Consider the following 16,020-nt stretch of genomic DNA (forward strand, 5'->3'; position numbering starts at 1 on the left):
TGCAGAGGAGGAATGTTTATTATGAAGAAAAAAATGATCACTACTATAATAGCGATGATAGTGATAGTAGTAATGTTACTGCCTACGAAACTTGGACCGGTTATCGATAAATATAATCCATTTTATAAGACGAAAGAATACTATACGGTTGTGAATACAATTGGTCAGCATATCGGTGATGAGTGGTATGAATATGAATTTATTGCATTCGATGAACGTGGTAGAGAGCAGAAAATAAAGAAAACGGTTAAGCATATGTTAAAGAGAGATGAAGCATTAAAGGTTTTTGCAAAAGGGCGTTACGGTGAGTCCATTGAAGAGATTGAGGTTGCAAATATTCCTATAAATGCGAAGAGTAAACTTTTAACGGGGAGATAGCGAAATATACCCCCAGCTATTTTTTGTCGAAAATAAAAATACTGGGTAAGGGTATTTTTAAGGTTAACAAAAAAGCCTTAGTCCATATAGACTAAGGCTTTTTTGTTATATAAAGGGGAAGGGGGTACATTGTAGTAGCATGGGTGAAAGGCATAAGAAGAGTAGCTACTAGCAATGTAATTTGGTTATGTGATTGTTCTTCTTATTTGGCTTACTTTCTAACTTTATTGTACGAAATATAAGTAAGGAGAACTATCGAATTACATTACACATAACTTACAAACATGTAAGCCTTCTGTAATGTAATTCGATAGTTAAAAGATAGTAATTTTCATATAGTGTAACTAGAAAGTATCAATGTATTACTTTCTGTTTGTAATGAAGAATGAAAAACCAACTAATTTTTAATAATCCTCATCTGAATAAAGATGGGGATCTTTTTTAAACCTTACAACATTGTAAGGTTTACGTAAGTTAATTCGATAGTAAATTTGTCATATTTTTTGCATAATAGATACAGATAGAAAAATAATTAGGGATCTAGTAAGAAGGGAGAAAAATGGGATGCGTAAAGAAGAAGTAGTGAAGTTACCAATTAAAGATTTCTGTAGCTACTTTACTGTTGCCGTAGTGTGTATTGGATTATTTGATATCATAACAAACTTAATTGTTAAATAATATAGATGCTAAAACAAGAAAGGAAGTCCTTTCTTGTTTTTTTTATGGGGGCATAAAGATGAAATGGATTGATAGTCATATACATGTTGATCAATATAAGGATGAAGAGAAGAGCAGATTACTAAAAGAGGTGGAAAATAGTAAAGAAATAAAGGGGCTTATTGCGGTATCTATGAATTATCAATCTTGTAAGGAAACGTTATCTTTAGCGAAGAAGTATCCCTTTATATATCCAGCGATAGGGTTTCATCCAGAGCAACAGATTCATAAAGAAGAGTGTGAACAGATTTATCAACTTATTGAACAGAACGCAGAGGAAATTGTTGCGATTGGTGAAGTAGGTTTGCCCTATTATTTGAGAAAAGAAGATGAAAGAATTGCTGCAGATCCATACATAGCTGTATTGAAAAAATTTATAGAACTAGCTAGTAAGTATAATTTGCCGATTGTATTACACGCAGTTTATGAAGATGCTGACATTGTATGTGATTTGCTAGAGAAATATAAAGTTTCACGTGCACACTTCCATTGGTTTAAAGGAAGCGATGAAACAATGAAACGGATGATGAGAAATGGTTATTATATTTCGATTACACCGGATGTTTTACATAAGGAGAAGATTAGAAAAATCGTTTCGTATTATCCGCTTGAATATATGATGGTAGAAACAGATGGTCCGTGGGAATTTCAAGAGGATGTTATAACGCACCCAAGAATGATTCGAGAGGTATTAAAGGAAATTAGTTCTATAAAAAACATATCCATTGATAAGGTCGCAAAAACAATATATGAAAATACAAGTCAATTTTATTTGAAAGGATAGGGGAATTATAGTTTTAATCATGTAACGGAAAAAGTAAAAGTTGAATTTATTTAGTAAAATGCCACGGTTTGATATATGACAAAAAACCACCAAGCGTTCCGCTCGGTGGTTTTGTATTAGGATTCTAATTTTTTCGCACGTTTTAATAATAAAAGAAAGACAATGATAACGAATCCTAGTATAAGGAAGAAGCCATATTGCTTTATATAATCAATTATGTCATTTGCACTTGTTGGTTTTTTAACGTGAATGCCGTCTTTATTCGTAGTAATATGAATATCTTTCATTTTTACTTCATTCTTTTCCTTTTGTAAATCAATCCATTCTATATTTGGAATACTCTCTAGATCCTTTAACACTTCTTTTAATGGTTTCACACCTAAGTAAGGATGATAGAATGCTCCAATAATCCCATCGGATAATTTAGCAACAGATAAAGCATTTGCTTTCATTTTAGCAATAGCTTGTGGCTTATCTTCTTCAATAAAACCGACTGTTTCAGGCATTAATTTCATTCCATGTAGAAATGATGGTGTACTTCTATATGCTGGAGAGTGCATGGATTTCCAAGTTGTATCACTTAACTGTAGTTGTCCTACATAAGTTGAAAAGTATCTTGATAATATTTCATACCCTTTTTGAGACATTGTGTAATGAGGTGCTTCAAAGGCGACAGGATATAGTTTAGCATCTACAAGTTCTTGAATCCCCTTTTCGATATGATCTGTCGTATATTTTTCCTCAAACTCTTCCCCTTTTTTTACATATTGGTTATATGACTCTATATTTGGAAATTCATCTTTTCTCTTCGGTTTTTCATGTTTCGATTGGCGAATTGGTTGATCCGTCTTTACGTCCCAAAATTCAAAACCTTCCCCAGTTTCACTATCATAAAATTGGTGAGTGTAACCATGCATAATAATCGCTGCGCCATCATCTTGCATAGAGCGTAAAAGATCGACTAGTTCGGGTTTATCTTTTAAATGTAGTGTTTTACCTGTATCTGGATCTGTATATACAGGAATAACAGTGATCATGTAAGGGATCTTCTTCTCTTTTAGTAATTCAGCAATTTCTTTCAATTGATTTATATCTGCTGCTGGGTGAACATCCTCAAGACGTAAATAAGCTAATTTTTTATTGGTTTCGGGTTTTTGCTGAAAATAAGAAAATAGGCTTTCGCCAATATAATAAGATATCCAATCAAAGAGGTTAGAAGTAGCTACATAATAAGAATTATTTTGCTGTACAATTAATGGATAAGTATTATTTCCTCTTAAAGCATGTGCGAGAATTGTTCCGTTTGTATCAAGTTGTTTAATTGATCTTTCTTCTTCTAATATATTCTTTAGTTTACGTGTTGGATATTCAATTGTATCAGAGTTTATATCTTCATTTTTAAGTGTGATAAATGAAAAACGAGTAGATAACTGTTCTATATTTTGACCTAAAACTAGTAATGGTCCTGGGAAGCCTTCTAGAAATTCCTTTGCTTCAGTAGAAAGTTCTTCTTGTTTTTCACCCATGTAAATAACATGTGTATACGAAGATTTATCAGTTATTTCAGCTAACTGTTTTATGTTTTTAATTGTTATATTATTAGTGAAATGCCCTACTTGTGTATTAAGTATTTGGATATCGCTTGTAATTTGATCATCGTTTGAACTATATAAAATAAGGGTTTTTGGTTGTTCAGTTTTTTGTGCGGAAATAGGGACAGGAATTAATAGTAGTAAACTAAATAAGAGTAACAGCCATTTTTTCATATTATTATTCTCCTAGTTTATATTTAGAATTCAATTTACAATTATATACAATAAATGCGTTATAGTCTATGAAAGTTACATTTTTGCACGTATTTACCAGCTGTTTTTTCACAAAATCGGTCTAAAGCATGATGATAATATGTATAGTTATTTGCTATGATAAAAGAGTAATAGAATGTAGGTAATTGTAAAGGGAAGGCTGAAAGGGGAAAAATTTCAGCGGAGAAAGAGGTAGAGGTAGTGAAGAAATTCTTTGTAGGATTTTTAGTTGTTCTTGGAGTATATTTATATTTCCAAGGAAAGTCTGAAGGAATGGATAAGCTAGTGAATGGAACAAGCTATGTTGATTCAGAAGAAGCAAAACAGGTGAAACAAATCATTATAGAGGAAGCGAAGAAAGTAAATCTTCCGGAATGGATACCTCTTGCAATTGCTGAGCATGAAAGTCGATTAAATCCAAGGAGTGTTGGAGATAATGGAACTTCATTCGGATTGTTTCAACTGCACCGCGGCGGCGGGCTTGCACCAGAACATTTAACTGATGATGAGCTAAAAGATCCACGTACAAATGCACAAATTGCAATGCCGCATTTACTGAAAGGATATAAGCGCGGGGTGCAAAAAGGTTTGACTGATTTTGCATTACTGAAATATATAGCGAATACATCTGGATGGCCAGGGAATTTAGGGCCAGAGTGGACGGATAATAACATGAAGTATAACATCGGATTAGAAGATGTGTACTATCGAAATAAAGGTGTAATAAAAGAGTAGGTTTTAACCTACTCTATTTTTTTTGATAATCGTGTCATTTTGTGAAATACTCCGCTAGTTGTATTTTTACGTCTTCTAGTTTTGTAGAAACTTGAGGTATTTTATATCCTACATACAGCGGTGAAACGACAAACCTAGGAACAACTTTACAAATAATTTTTCCATTTAAGTAATAGAAGAATAAGTTATAACTACTGCATCCTTTATGGAAATCTGTCAGTATGTAACGTACAGTTTGCTGAATGTAATTTGCCATATCATCTATATATGAAATATTATCAATGATTATATTGAATTCAGTGAAGCCAATAATGGGACGCTCTGAAATGTTAAGCTCAATGCGTTCGTTTTTTTGAACAATTACCCCTTGGAAATTTTCTTCTTCAATATTTTCAAGATAATCTACATGTTTCATTCCGATAATTTGCATGTGTGCATGATGCAAACTTCCACCTGAAAATGGACCGTGATTTTTGTATAAAATCACAGACGCGAACTCTTCTTTCTTCTGTAAGTGTAACCAATGTTGAATAGAAAATTGCATTAATTTCCGCATATGTTCTTCTGTATATGTTGCGATATGATCTTCGCAATTATCGGTTTCAATTAACACTGTTTGAAATGTATCTTGTAATGTAGGAAATTTATTTTTTAACCAAATAATAGAACCATCAGTTGCTAAAATATCCGTTAAATGTTCTTTATCGCAAAATGGACATGCAGCGCTTCTATTCCGAATACTTTCTGGTTTTTGTTTACCGATATCGTTTAAAAAATATAGTTGTTGTGTATCCATTTATATATATGCCCCTTTAAAATATGTGTAAAAATCCCGCTTAATACATTCGGGAAAAGGAGAAGGAAATCCTCTAAAGGCAATATAGAAAAAATAAAAGACAAGATATCCTCATTACGATAGGGTACCTTGTCTTTTATTTTTTCTCTAATAGTGTGTATGGATAATATAGAACATTTTCATTATTTCTCTTTTTTCTATTTTTTATTGTGTATAAAGTAATTGCTGTGCTTGCAATGATAATAATGGCTTTCTTCATATTCATATACCCCTTTTTATTGTTGGTTTAATTCTTGGCTAACTGCTTTTGCATCGACTAAAGCGTGTAAAATCATTTTCACCATGTTCATCATATTTCTTCACTCCTTTTTATAGTTCATTTAGTTCTTTTACAACTGCTTGTCCGTTCACTAATACCTCAAAGATTGCTTTTACGATTTCTTTCATCATGTTTGTTTCCTCCTTTTGTTTGTCTCTCTTGTTTACATCTTTATTGTATAGGGAGGCATCTTTTCGTACTATCGCTTTCCATTACGTGAACATAACAGTTTTGTAAGATTTGATGTCACTTATTGAAATGTTTAGTCTATCTTCATTATTTTCAGAAAAATGACTATTCAAACATGAAATTGGAAAGTATAATAAAGAAGTAAGTATTAAATTCCGTACGAAAGGGGTGAATGAGATGAAACGTTCTTTAGCTGCACGTGCCAAATTTTTAGATTTTATCTATTTTTGTCGTGCGATTTTTCATGATGTAGTTGTTAACGGGATACGTATGCCCTTTTTTAACAATTGCATAGTGACTATTGAACGATAGAAATCTCTTCACCCATTTTTAATAAACGTGTGAAAAGGGAGCTATTTGGCTTCCTTTTTCTATGCCGAAAACCATGGGGAATGTTTCTTTCTCATGGTTTTTTATATTGAAAGGAGTACGGAAAATGACTATTTGTAGTGTAAATAATGTAACGAAATCTTTTGGTGGAAACACTATATTTGAAAATATATCGCTTGAAATAAAGAATGGTGAACGTGTTGGATTAGTTGGTCGTAACGGTAGTGGGAAGACAACAATCTTTGGGCTTCTAACGGGAATGGAGAGTTTGGATGCAGGAGCCATTCATATGAAGAAAGGTACACGTATTGGTCATGTCGCACAAATTCCGAAGTTTGATGAGGCTATGACTGTATATGATGTATTGAGTTCTGCTTTTAAAGTAGAAAAGGAATTAGAAAAAGAAATGCATGCTTTAGAAAAAAATATGGCGGTAGAACAGGAACAATCTGCTTTGGAAAAGCTAATGGAGAGGTACGGAGTCATTCAAGAAAAATTTGCGTTTCTCGGTGGTTATGAAATCGAGGCAAATATAATGAAGGTAGCAAATGGCTTACAAGTGACAGACTTATTTTCAAGAGTATTTACGGAATTAAGTGGAGGAGAACAGACGAAAGTAAGCCTTGCATATATGCTATTGCAGAAACCAGATTTACTTCTATTAGATGAACCAACAAATCATTTAGACTTATTTGCAGTTGAATGGTTAGAGCAATTTTTAAAAGAATACACTGGAACAGTTATGGTTATTTCACATGATCGTTATTTCCTTGATGAAGTTGTAACGAAAATTTTTGATTTGGAAGATGGAGAGATTCACGTGTACCATACGAATTATTCTCAGTTCGTTGAGGAGAAGGAAGAAAGATTACTTCAAGAGTTTCAAGCTTATCAGGAGCAACAAAAGAAAATAAAGAAAATGAAAGAAGCAATTAAGCGTCTACGTGAATGGGCAAATCAAGCGAACCCTCCGAATGAAGGATTGCATAAAAGAGCGAGAAATATGGAACGTGCGTTAGAACGTATAGAGAAATTAAAGAGGCCAATTTTAGAACGAAAACAGATGGGTCTTCAGTTTGAAGGGCAAGAGAGAAGCGGGAAAGATGTTGTTGTAATGAAAGAAGTGAGTAAAGGTTTTGCTGGCCGACCTTTATTTGAACAAGCGAATTTACATGTTCGTTTTCAAGAGCGTGCGGCTATCGTTGGTCGTAATGGTACAGGAAAGACTACATTATTAAAACTACTATTAAAAGAAATAAATCCAGACGTTGGTGAAATTCGAATTGGTAGTAGTGTCAAAATTGGTTATTTATCACAGCATACGTATGGAAATGTGAAGAGTAATGTATTGGAAGCGTTTAGAGAGTATGTAGCTGTAACAGAAGGAGAAGCAAGACATATATTGGCTAAGTTTTTATTTTATGGTCCAGCAGTATTTAAGAAAGTAACGCAACTGAGCGGTGGAGAAAAAATGAGGTTAAGACTTGCGCAACTTATGTATCAAGACATCAATTTTCTAATTCTAGATGAGCCGACAAACCATCTTGATATTGAATCAAGGGAAGTTTTAGAGGAAGCCCTTGAGCAATATAATGGAACAATCCTAGCTGTTTCACATGATCGTTATTTTTTAAATAAATTATTTGAAAAGACGTACTGGATTGATGAATGTAAATTATTTGAGTTTGCAGGAAACTATGCATGGGCTCGTCAAAAATGGGAAGAAAAGCTTGAGAAGCAAGTAATAAAGCAAAAACGCCAAGGGAGAAAGAGTGTTGAAATGGTTCCAGTAAAAGAGAAAAAAGCTAGGAATCTTGAAGAGATTGAAAATGAGTTAATGCATGTAGAAGAAGATATATATGCCATAGAATGTGAAATGGAACATGTAGCTGATGTTGAAAGACTTGAAAAATTATATGAGGAAAAAACGATGAAAGAGTTGTTACGAGTGAAGTTATATAGTGAGTTAGAGAATATTGTGGAGTAAAGAGTAGAAAGCCACTTCCTTTCAGTTTTGCTGGAGGAAGTGGCTTTTTCATAATGATATTTTGCTTTAAAGATTAAATGAAGCGATGTGTTTCACGTGAAACAGTAACTTAGATAAATCCGTGTTTCTCAATTTGCATAGCTTGTGAAGCGTATGAAATGATAAGGTGAAAAATAAATGCCATTAGTGGCTGTTCAATAGGAGTAATCACAAAAACAAAGGCTAATTATTTCCCGAGAGATAAAGTGAAACTTTAATCAGTGGGGGGTTACTGTCCGGCAAATAGCGGGATAAATATGTGTAACAGAGACTAGTGATTGAAAACGAAAAGAGAGCAAAGTTACAGCTTTACGCGCTGAACTCTGTTCTCTTTTTGCGTGGCATCTTCTCTTGTTGAAATTATAATAGCGATCCCGAGCATGATAAAAAAAGCTAAAAAGAGGACGAACTTTGGGAAGAACGGGAATAGTAATAGCGCCCCGACTATCATAATTGTTAATAATACGTAGTGCAGGACGTATTGGAATAGGTTGTCCATATTTTCGCCCCCTTTTTGGTAATTGGTTATTAGTATTCTATGTTTCATGCTGAAGAAATAGAAGTAGATTTTTAAGTTTTTAATACGAATTATAGCTGAGTTTTCTTAAAGTATAAGGATAGAGTGATAATTTTGGAAAAATTCTCAAAATATTTATTTAGAAAGAATTGACAAAATATAATGAACGATATAAGCTAATAACCATAAAGTCTACCGGAAAGGTCGGAATAAGATTGTTACCCCTCAAAAACATCTATTTTTTTCTGATTAAAACCGACTTTTCCGATTGGCTATAAATGTGCTGTGGGAGGCATACATAAGCTAATAAGTTCAAAGGGTATAACTATTAAACAGTTAGGGTGGGGACAATGAAGAAAAAGACAAAAAAATGGGCTGGTGTATTTTCAGTATTAATGAGTAGTTCGCTTCTGTTGTCTGCTTGTGGGGGACAGGAGGACTCGGCTTCTACAGAGCCGGTTAAACAGCAGGATTTAAAAAATGTAAAAGTTGAAAAGATTGCTGCTACAGATAAGACAAAGGTGCCTGATAAGGCAAAAAATAGAAAAGATACTTTTATTTCAGGTATCTCCAAGCCTGGGGGAGTTTTCTTACCTTACTTTCAAGAGAATGGTTGGGATGGTAATGTGACATCGGTTATATTTGCTTCTCTTGTTACAACAGATAAACAAGGAAAACCGATACCGGATCTTGCTGAGAAGTGGGATGTTTCTTCAGACCAATTAACATATACATTTCATTTACGTAAAGACTTGAAATTTAGTGATGGATCGCCATTAACTGCCGACGATGTAGCATTTACATTAACACTTCTACATGATAAAGCATATGAAGGCGGCGATGATATTTCACAATATGTAATTAAAGGTGGAAAAGAATATAAAGAAGGAAAAGCGACGTCTATTGAAGGAATTCAAGTTGTTGATCCACAAACAATTAAAATTACGACTGAAAAAGTTAACTCACAAGCGCTAATTGCTTTAGGTGGTCCAGTATTATCGAAAGCTTATTATGGAAAAGAGTATAAACAAAATACTAGTTTAGATTATTTAAAAGAGTTATATGGAAAACCGATAGCTGCGGGGCCATATAAGTTCGAAAAGTATATACCAGGACAGGAAGTTCGTTTTATAGCAAATGAAAATTATTATGCAGGTAAACCAAAAATTCAAAACTTTATTTATAAAATTACTTCACCGGATACCAAGTTCCAATTATTCCAAACAGGTGAGATAGATTATACAGGAGTAGGTTATGGGGATGAAATTTTAGAACAAGTGAAGAGTTTGCAGTTTGCAAATGTTGAAATAGAGACGGCTTCTTCATTTAGTTATATAAGAATGAATAGTAAAAAACCGTATTTAAAAGATAAGAAAGTTCGTCAAGCTCTTATTTATGGTTTGGATCGTAAAAAGTATGTAGATACAGCTTTTAAAGGATACGGTACAGTAGCTAATGTTCCAATTCATCCAACATCTTGGGCTTATACAGAAGAGGGGATTAATAAGTACGAATATAACTTAGATAAGGCGAAGAAATTATTAGATGAAGCTGGATGGAAAGCTGGTTCAGACGGAATTCGTGAAAAAGATGGTCAAAAGCTTAAATTAACGTATTATGGTGCAAGCTCGGCAAAAGACGGTGATTTATTTATTCCGATTGCAAAAGAGAACTATAAAGAATTAGGCGTTGAATTTAACCCTGAATTTATGGACTTTAATACGATGCTGTCAAAAGTAAAAAAAGGAGATTATGATTTAGCTTCTGTTGCAACACCAATTACAACAGATCCAAGTGAAACTGTAGGTGGCTACTCCTCGGATGGTGATGATAATACCCTAGGATATAAAAATGAAAAAGTAGATGCATTAATTAAAAAGGGACTTGAAACTGTAGATATTGAAAAACGTAAACCGATTTATAAAGAACTATACAAAGAATTAAGTGATGATCCGCCAGTAATTTTATTGAATTATCGTAGAGTCATCACAGCTTACAATGGAAACATTAAAGGAATTGATCCTGAGAAGTATGACAGTATTAGTTCGAACTCGCCAGTATTATCTATTGAAAAATAACGAGAAGAATGTATAAGTAGAAGACATTTTTTCATTCAGCTAGTAATATGCTGATTCGAAAAAATGTTCTTCTATTTTAAGCATAAGATTGGAGAGGAAAAGGGTGAAGACGTATATCGTTCGTAGGTTGTTACAAATGATTCCTACACTATTTGGAACATCAATTGTTATTTTCTTCCTGTTTGCACTTCTTCCGGGGGATTATATTGATTCAAATCCTAAGATTACACCACAAAGAGCAGCAGAGCTTAGGGAATTGTATGGATTAAATAAGCCAATTATTGAGCGTTATTTTCATTGGTTAGGTAATGCATTGCAAGGAGATTTTGGTTTCTCGCTTCAATATCAAGAACCTGTAACATCATTATTAAATAAATTTATTTGGAATTCTTTTAGTGTAGCAGTTATTGCGTTATTTTTTATTTGGCTAATTGCACTTATTATCGGTGTATTCTCGGCGACGAAGCAACATTCTTTATTCGATAAGCTTGTAACAATTGGTATCTTTGCGGCAATGTCATTTCCTTCATTTTTTATTGGTTTGTTTCTAATTAAGGTGTTCGCAGTGGATCTTAAATTATTGCCGATAGGTGGAATGATTGATGTTGGCAGTAATTCAACAGGATTTGCTTACGTGATAGAAGTTGCAAAACATATGATTTTACCAGTATTTATTTTGACACTTCTTGGGGTCGGCTCGCTAACTCGTTATTTTAGAACAAGTATGTTAGAGGTTGTAAGACAAGATTACATACGAACAGCAAGAGCGAAAGGTTTGAAGGAGAAGACGGTTATTTATAAGCATGCATTAAAAAATGCAATATTACCGGCAATTACGTTATTAGCATTTGAATTACCAGGTTTGTTTTCAGGAGCGATTATTATTGAACAAATTTTTAACTGGCCAGGGATTGGTAGTATTCAATTAGAGGCATTAAATTTCCGCGATTATACAGTGTTAATGGCATTTACGATGTTTCTTTCTTGTTTAACAATTGTTTCGAATTTTTTCGCAGATATTGTATATGCAGTTGTTGATCCACGTATTCGGTTGAAGTAAGGGGGGAATGAGATGGAAACTGTTACAGCGATTACAGAGAAAAAAGAAAAGAAGAAAAGGAAAAATGAATCATCACCGTGGCGACAGGCTCTTAAAAAGATAAAAAGAAATAAGATGGCACTCGTAGGATTGTATGCATTAATTTTTATGTTTTTATTTTGTTTTATTGGTCCTTTCTTTTCACCATATGCATCAGGGAAAATACAAGTTGCACTAATTAACAAACCACCTAGTTTTTCTCATTGGCTTGGTACAGACCAATTAGGAAGAGATATTTTAACGAGACTAATGCAAGCGGGACGGATTTCATTAACTATCGGCATAGCTTCAATGGTTTTATCAGTGATACTAGGAGCTGTATTAGGAGCGATTGCAGGTTTTTATCGTGGTATTGTGGACAATATTATTATGCGGCTTGCAGATATTTTAATGTCGATGCCAGGATTACCGTTACTTATTATAATGGGTGCGATTTTATCAGAGTGGAAAGTACCGTCTGATTATCGTTTATATGTCATTATGATTATTTTAAGTTTAGTAGGTTGGCCAGGGCTTGCTCGCCTTGTAAGAGGGCAAATTTTATCACTTAGGGAGCAAGCATTTATGCAAGCTGCGGATGTGTTAGGAATAAAAGATTACCGGAAAATTATATATCACTTAATACCTAATGTTTTACCCATTTTAATTGTCGTATCTACATTAGGTGTTGCGGGTTCTATTTTGGGAGAATCCGCGCTAAGCTACTTAGGTCTCGGCGTCGTCCCACCTACGCCATCATGGGGGAACATGATTAGCGCAGCTAACTCATTAATTGATTTCCAAAAGCGTCCGTGGTTATGGATTCCGCCTGGTTTTGCAATCTTTATAACAGTTGTATCAATTAATTTACTTGGTGATGCACTTCGTGATGCGTTAGATCCAAAGATGAGACGGTAGGTGAGAAGGTATGAGTAGAGCGGTAGTAGAGCTAAAAGACTTACAAACACACTTTCAAACGGAGGAAGGGACAGTGAAGGCTGTAAACCATGTTAGCTTTGCTGTTCGAGAAGGTGAAACGGTTTGTGTAGTAGGAGAATCAGGTTGCGGGAAGAGTGTAACGGCTTTATCTATTATGGGGCTTATTGCTGAATCTGGCAGTGTAGTAGGTGGAGACATTTTATATGAAGGGAAAAGTCTTTTAGGAATGAAAGAGAAAGAACTTCGTAGTTTACGAGGCAATGATATTGCGATGATTTTCCAAGAACCGATGACATCGCTAAATCCCGTCTTCACTGTAGGTGAGCAAATTGTAGAAACGCTAAGGGAGCATGAATTACTTAGTAAAAATGAAGCGTATAAGAAAGCAATTGAGTTAATTCGTAAAGTTGGCATAGCCCGTGCTAATGAAATTGTTCATTCTTATCCGCATGAACTGAGCGGCGGGATGTTACAACGTATTATGATTGCTGTTGCGCTTAGTTGTAATCCTAAGTTATTAATTGCAGATGAACCAACAACAGCTCTTGATGTTACGATTCAAGCTCAAATATTGGATTTACTAAGACAAGTGAAAGAAGAATTTAAAACGTCGATCTTATTAATTACACATGATTTAGGTGTCGTAGCAGAAATGGCTGATTACGTTGTCGTTATGTATGGCGGGAAAGTTATTGAAGAAGCTCCAGTACTAGAGATATTCCAAAATCCAAAACACCCTTATACGAAAGGATTGTTGAAATCAAAACCAGTAATGGGAAAACGAATAGATAAACTATATTCTATTCCAGGGCAAGTTCCGAATTTAGTTGGTTTAGGTGAGTTTTGCTACTTTAGTGGGCGTTGTGAGCATTGTATGGAAATATGTGAAAAAGAAGCCCCAAATCTAAATGGAAATGATGAAAATCATAAAGTAGCTTGCTGGTTATATGAGGAGCGTGCGGAACAATGAGTGAACCATTATTAGAGGTGAAAAACCTAAAGACATATTTTCCAATTAAAGGTGGCATATTTAGTAGAACAATCGGGCATGTAAAAGCAGTTGATGGAGTAAGTTTTACTATTAATAAAGGTGAAGTGTTTGGTCTCGTTGGCGAATCAGGGAGCGGAAAAACAACGATAGGAAAAACAATTTTACGCCTCGTTCAAAAAACGGAGGGGGAAGTGAAGTTTAAAGGGAAAGATGTTCATTCTTTATCCAAGGATGAATTGAGAAAACATCGCCCTAATATGCAGCTCGTTTTCCAAGATCCATTTAGCTCATTAAATCCGAGAATGAGAATTGGTGAAGCGCTTGGAGAGCCGATGTTGGCCCACGGATTAGCGACGAAAGAAAATGTTCGTGAAAAGGTAATTGAAGTATTGGAGTTATGTGGCTTAGCTCCTTATCATATTGACCGGTATCCCCATGAGTTTTCTGGTGGACAACGTCAGCGTATCGTAATAGCAAGGGCTATGGTATTAAATCCAGAATTCATTGTAGCTGATGAACCTGTGGCGGCACTAGATGTATCTATCCAAGCACAAATTATTAATTTATTTAGTGAGTTACAGGAGAAAAAGGGATTATCTTATTTATTCATTTCACATGATTTGAGTGTAGTAGAACATTTATGTACGAAAATCGGAATTATGTATTTAGGTACAATTGTGGAGACGGCGCCGCGTGATGAGTTATTTACCAATCCGCTACATCCGTATACAAAAGCATTGTTATCAGCTGTTCCAATACCAGATCCAACAGTGAAGCGAGAGCGAATTATACTAGAAGGGGATATTCCAAGTCCAGCAAGTCCACCTTCGGGTTGTCGTTTTCATACACGTTGCCCGTTTGCAACAGATGTTTGTAAAAAAACAATACCAGAATTTCGTAATGTTGGTGATAATCATTTTGTTTCTTGTCATCATGTATAAAAAAAGGACTCTTTCAAATTGAAAGAGTCCTTTTTTTATTTACTAGATGAAGTTTGTTTCAATACAAATTGCTCAATTGCGTGAGCAACACCATGTTCATTGTTTGTTAGTGTTACAACATCACATAGTTTTTTTACATCTTCTTCAGCGTTGCCCATTGCAACAGATAAGCCTGCTACTTCTAGCATTGGTACATCATTAAAATTATCACCAATAGCAACTGTATCTTCAATAGGGATATTAAAATGAGCTGCCATCTGCTGTAGCCCGTTTCCTTTATGTCCATTCTTATCCATAATTTCTAAGTTAGTAGGAGCTGATGCTGTAACCATAATATCAGCGTCTTCTTGTAACACGCTTAATAGCTGTGCGCGATGCGCTGCATTAAATGTTGAAATGAAGAATTTAGATATTTCTAGTTCTTGGTTATTTACAACATCTTCTATTTTTTTGAAATCAGTAATTAGGTTTGATTTTTTTTGCTTTTCTGTAATTCGTTCAAGCTCCTCTAATGTAACATCGAGCGCATGCTTATTTTCTTCGAACGCTTGCATCACTTGATCTTGCCATGTATATGGAGAATAAACGCCTTTATTCGTATATAGCTTATATGGGAAACCTTCAGATTCTAGTAATTTTGCAAGTTTGTACACTTTGTCGTTTTGTATACAACGAGAGTTAATTACTTTTCCATCCACATAAACAATAGCCCCATTGCTTGCTCCAACTGGAAGAGATAATTTATATTCTTCCAATAGCTTTAAAGCATCCTCTTTCGCACGACCAGAACAAATCATTACAATATGACCAGCTTCTTGTGCAGTTTGGATTGCTTGTAGGTTTTCTTTGGAGATTTCAAGATTAGATGATAGTAGTGTACCATCCATATCTAATGCGATTAATTTCAAAATGACCACCTCTTTGTTTTTATTATACATAGTTATATAGAGGAAACATATAAACTTATCTTGGAAAGACGGTATTTTATCTCATATTAAAAGTAAGTAAAGATTAGATAGGTTTAGTGTCACTAAATAAACTGTTTGTAACAAAAATAGAGAGAAGGATGGCTATATTTCACTTTATGACTTTAATATTACACGAATGTTACAAACGTGAGCTTAGTGAAAAGTGCATTAAATAAGGGTTTTTGGGGAGTTTTATAAAAAAACGTAAAAAAAGTGTAATAAATTTCACGTTATTATATTGCAACGTAACAATAGTTATGTTACATTAATGTTACAAACGTTACGTTATCAAATTTAATGTAACGTTAACATAAAAACTATGAAATAAACATTTCTTAGAAATTACATATAGATAACTTATAAAAAGGGAGGATAAATGATATGAAAGAGCAAGTATTACAAGTAACAAAAGGTGACTTCGTAGGATCA

At 34.2% G+C, this 16,020-nt stretch carries 16 protein-coding genes; 11 read left to right on the forward strand and 5 right to left on the reverse strand.

Translation table 11 applies throughout. The features are described from left to right. Positions 1-21 precede the first annotated feature (21 nt). Both IBT51_RS24005 and IBT51_RS24010 read left to right on the forward strand, forming a co-directional pair. On the forward strand, positions 22-378 hold the full coding sequence (locus IBT51_RS24005; protein WP_200458797.1) for a YxeA family protein: 357 nt from the start codon (positions 22-24) through the stop codon (positions 376-378). Between the two features lie 736 nt (positions 379-1,114). After that, positions 1,115-1,879: a TatD family hydrolase gene (locus tag IBT51_RS24010; protein ID WP_053565421.1), complete on the forward strand. Its 765-nt coding sequence runs from the start codon at positions 1,115-1,117 to the stop codon at positions 1,877-1,879. A 116-nt stretch (positions 1,880-1,995) separates the two neighbouring features. Here IBT51_RS24010 and IBT51_RS24015 read toward each other — a convergent pair whose 3' ends face one another. Further along, the gene (locus IBT51_RS24015; protein WP_053565420.1) at positions 1,996-3,645 is read right to left on the reverse strand and encodes a DUF2334 domain-containing protein; all 1,650 of its coding nucleotides are present in this window, start codon (positions 3,643-3,645) and stop codon (positions 1,996-1,998) included. 240 nt (positions 3,646-3,885) lie between these two features. Here IBT51_RS24015 and IBT51_RS24020 point away from each other — a divergent pair, with 240 nt between their 5' ends. Further along, a complete protein-coding gene (locus IBT51_RS24020; protein ID WP_000713252.1) occupies positions 3,886-4,419 on the forward strand; it encodes a transglycosylase SLT domain-containing protein in 534 nt (177 codons plus the stop codon). A 34-nt stretch (positions 4,420-4,453) separates the two neighbouring features. Here IBT51_RS24020 and IBT51_RS24025 read toward each other — a convergent pair whose 3' ends face one another. Together IBT51_RS24025 and IBT51_RS24030 are read right to left on the reverse strand one after the other, a co-directional pair. Further along, a complete protein-coding gene (locus IBT51_RS24025; RefSeq protein WP_053565419.1) occupies positions 4,454-5,215 on the reverse strand; it encodes a DUF4931 domain-containing protein in 762 nt (253 codons plus the stop codon). Positions 5,216-5,351: 136 nt separating this feature from the next. Beyond that, positions 5,352-5,480: a hypothetical protein gene (locus IBT51_RS24030; protein WP_053565418.1), complete on the reverse strand. Its 129-nt coding sequence runs from the start codon at positions 5,478-5,480 to the stop codon at positions 5,352-5,354. Between the two features lie 420 nt (positions 5,481-5,900). Here IBT51_RS24030 and IBT51_RS27350 point away from each other — a divergent pair, with 420 nt between their 5' ends. Beyond that, positions 5,901-6,035: an RAxF-45 family protein gene (locus tag IBT51_RS27350; RefSeq protein ID WP_000830643.1), complete on the forward strand. Its 135-nt coding sequence runs from the start codon at positions 5,901-5,903 to the stop codon at positions 6,033-6,035. Positions 6,036-6,108: 73 nt separating this feature from the next. Continuing rightward, on the forward strand, positions 6,109-8,040 hold the full coding sequence (gene abc-f / locus IBT51_RS24035; protein WP_200458798.1) for a ribosomal protection-like ABC-F family protein: 1,932 nt from the start codon (positions 6,109-6,111) through the stop codon (positions 8,038-8,040). A 340-nt stretch (positions 8,041-8,380) separates the two neighbouring features. On the opposite strand, the gene IBT51_RS24040 is transcribed toward abc-f, so the two are convergent. Further along, positions 8,381-8,578: a hypothetical protein gene (locus tag IBT51_RS24040; RefSeq protein ID WP_142337516.1), complete on the reverse strand. Its 198-nt coding sequence runs from the start codon at positions 8,576-8,578 to the stop codon at positions 8,381-8,383. Between the two features lie 368 nt (positions 8,579-8,946). Between IBT51_RS24040 and IBT51_RS24045 the strand changes: the two genes are divergently transcribed. The 5 genes from IBT51_RS24045 (at position 8,947) to IBT51_RS24065 (ending at position 14,623) form a co-directional block, all read left to right on the forward strand. Continuing rightward, a complete protein-coding gene (locus IBT51_RS24045; protein ID WP_053565415.1) occupies positions 8,947-10,674 on the forward strand; it encodes an ABC transporter substrate-binding protein in 1,728 nt (575 codons plus the stop codon). A gap of 103 nt (positions 10,675-10,777) precedes the next feature. Then, on the forward strand, positions 10,778-11,734 hold the full coding sequence (locus tag IBT51_RS24050) for an ABC transporter permease (protein ID WP_000860745.1): 957 nt from the start codon (positions 10,778-10,780) through the stop codon (positions 11,732-11,734). Between the two features lie 12 nt (positions 11,735-11,746). After that, positions 11,747-12,670 carry an oligopeptide ABC transporter permease gene (gene opp4C / locus IBT51_RS24055; RefSeq protein ID WP_000451060.1) on the forward strand — a complete coding sequence of 308 codons (924 nt, stop codon included), beginning with the start codon at positions 11,747-11,749 and terminating at the stop codon, positions 12,668-12,670. 10 nt (positions 12,671-12,680) lie between these two features. Then, positions 12,681-13,661 carry an ABC transporter ATP-binding protein gene (locus IBT51_RS24060; RefSeq protein WP_053565413.1) on the forward strand — a complete coding sequence of 327 codons (981 nt, stop codon included), beginning with the start codon at positions 12,681-12,683 and terminating at the stop codon, positions 13,659-13,661. Beyond that, positions 13,658-14,623, forward strand: coding sequence for an ABC transporter ATP-binding protein (locus tag IBT51_RS24065; protein ID WP_063546235.1), 966 nt, complete (start codon positions 13,658-13,660; stop codon positions 14,621-14,623). Before IBT51_RS24060 ends, IBT51_RS24065 begins: the two co-directional genes overlap by 4 nt. A 35-nt stretch (positions 14,624-14,658) precedes the next feature. Here the strand turns inward: IBT51_RS24065 and IBT51_RS24070 are convergent, their stop codons facing one another. Continuing rightward, positions 14,659-15,531 (reverse strand): Cof-type HAD-IIB family hydrolase, encoded by an 873-nt coding sequence (locus IBT51_RS24070; RefSeq protein WP_000766424.1) that lies wholly within the window; start codon positions 15,529-15,531, stop codon positions 14,659-14,661. A gap of 441 nt (positions 15,532-15,972) precedes the next feature. Here IBT51_RS24070 and IBT51_RS27480 point away from each other — a divergent pair. Beyond that, positions 15,973-16,020: DUF3948 family protein (locus tag IBT51_RS27480; RefSeq protein ID WP_134819041.1), on the forward strand; the 48-nt coding region annotated here is incomplete at its 3' end.

The sequence above is a fragment of the Bacillus sp. S71 genome (assembly GCF_016625265.1).
Lineage (GTDB): Bacteria > Bacillota > Bacilli > Bacillales > Bacillaceae_G > Bacillus_A > Bacillus_A cereus.

Bases quoted from the DNA above. Each gene is read 5' to 3' on its own strand.
- IBT51_RS24015 (WP_053565420.1), bottom strand. From the start codon at position 3,645: ATGAAAAAATGGCTGTTACTCTTATTTAGTTTACTACTATTAATTCCT.
- IBT51_RS27350 (WP_000830643.1), top strand. From the start codon at position 5,901: ATGAAACGTTCTTTAGCTGCACGTGCCAAATTTTTAGATTTTATCTAT.
- IBT51_RS24005 (WP_200458797.1), top strand. From the start codon at position 22: ATGAAGAAAAAAATGATCACTACTATAATAGCGATGATAGTGATAGTA.
- IBT51_RS24040 (WP_142337516.1), bottom strand. From the start codon at position 8,578: ATGGACAACCTATTCCAATACGTCCTGCACTACGTATTATTAACAATT.
- IBT51_RS24045 (WP_053565415.1), top strand. From the start codon at position 8,947: ATGAAGAAAAAGACAAAAAAATGGGCTGGTGTATTTTCAGTATTAATG.
- IBT51_RS24060 (WP_053565413.1), top strand. From the start codon at position 12,681: ATGAGTAGAGCGGTAGTAGAGCTAAAAGACTTACAAACACACTTTCAA.
- IBT51_RS24010 (WP_053565421.1), top strand. From the start codon at position 1,115: ATGAAATGGATTGATAGTCATATACATGTTGATCAATATAAGGATGAA.
- IBT51_RS24030 (WP_053565418.1), bottom strand. From the start codon at position 5,480: ATGAATATGAAGAAAGCCATTATTATCATTGCAAGCACAGCAATTACT.
- abc-f (WP_200458798.1), top strand. From the start codon at position 6,109: ATGGGGAATGTTTCTTTCTCATGGTTTTTTATATTGAAAGGAGTACGG.
- IBT51_RS24065 (WP_063546235.1), top strand. From the start codon at position 13,658: ATGAGTGAACCATTATTAGAGGTGAAAAACCTAAAGACATATTTTCCA.
- opp4C (WP_000451060.1), top strand. From the start codon at position 11,747: ATGGAAACTGTTACAGCGATTACAGAGAAAAAAGAAAAGAAGAAAAGG.
- IBT51_RS24025 (WP_053565419.1), bottom strand. From the start codon at position 5,215: ATGGATACACAACAACTATATTTTTTAAACGATATCGGTAAACAAAAA.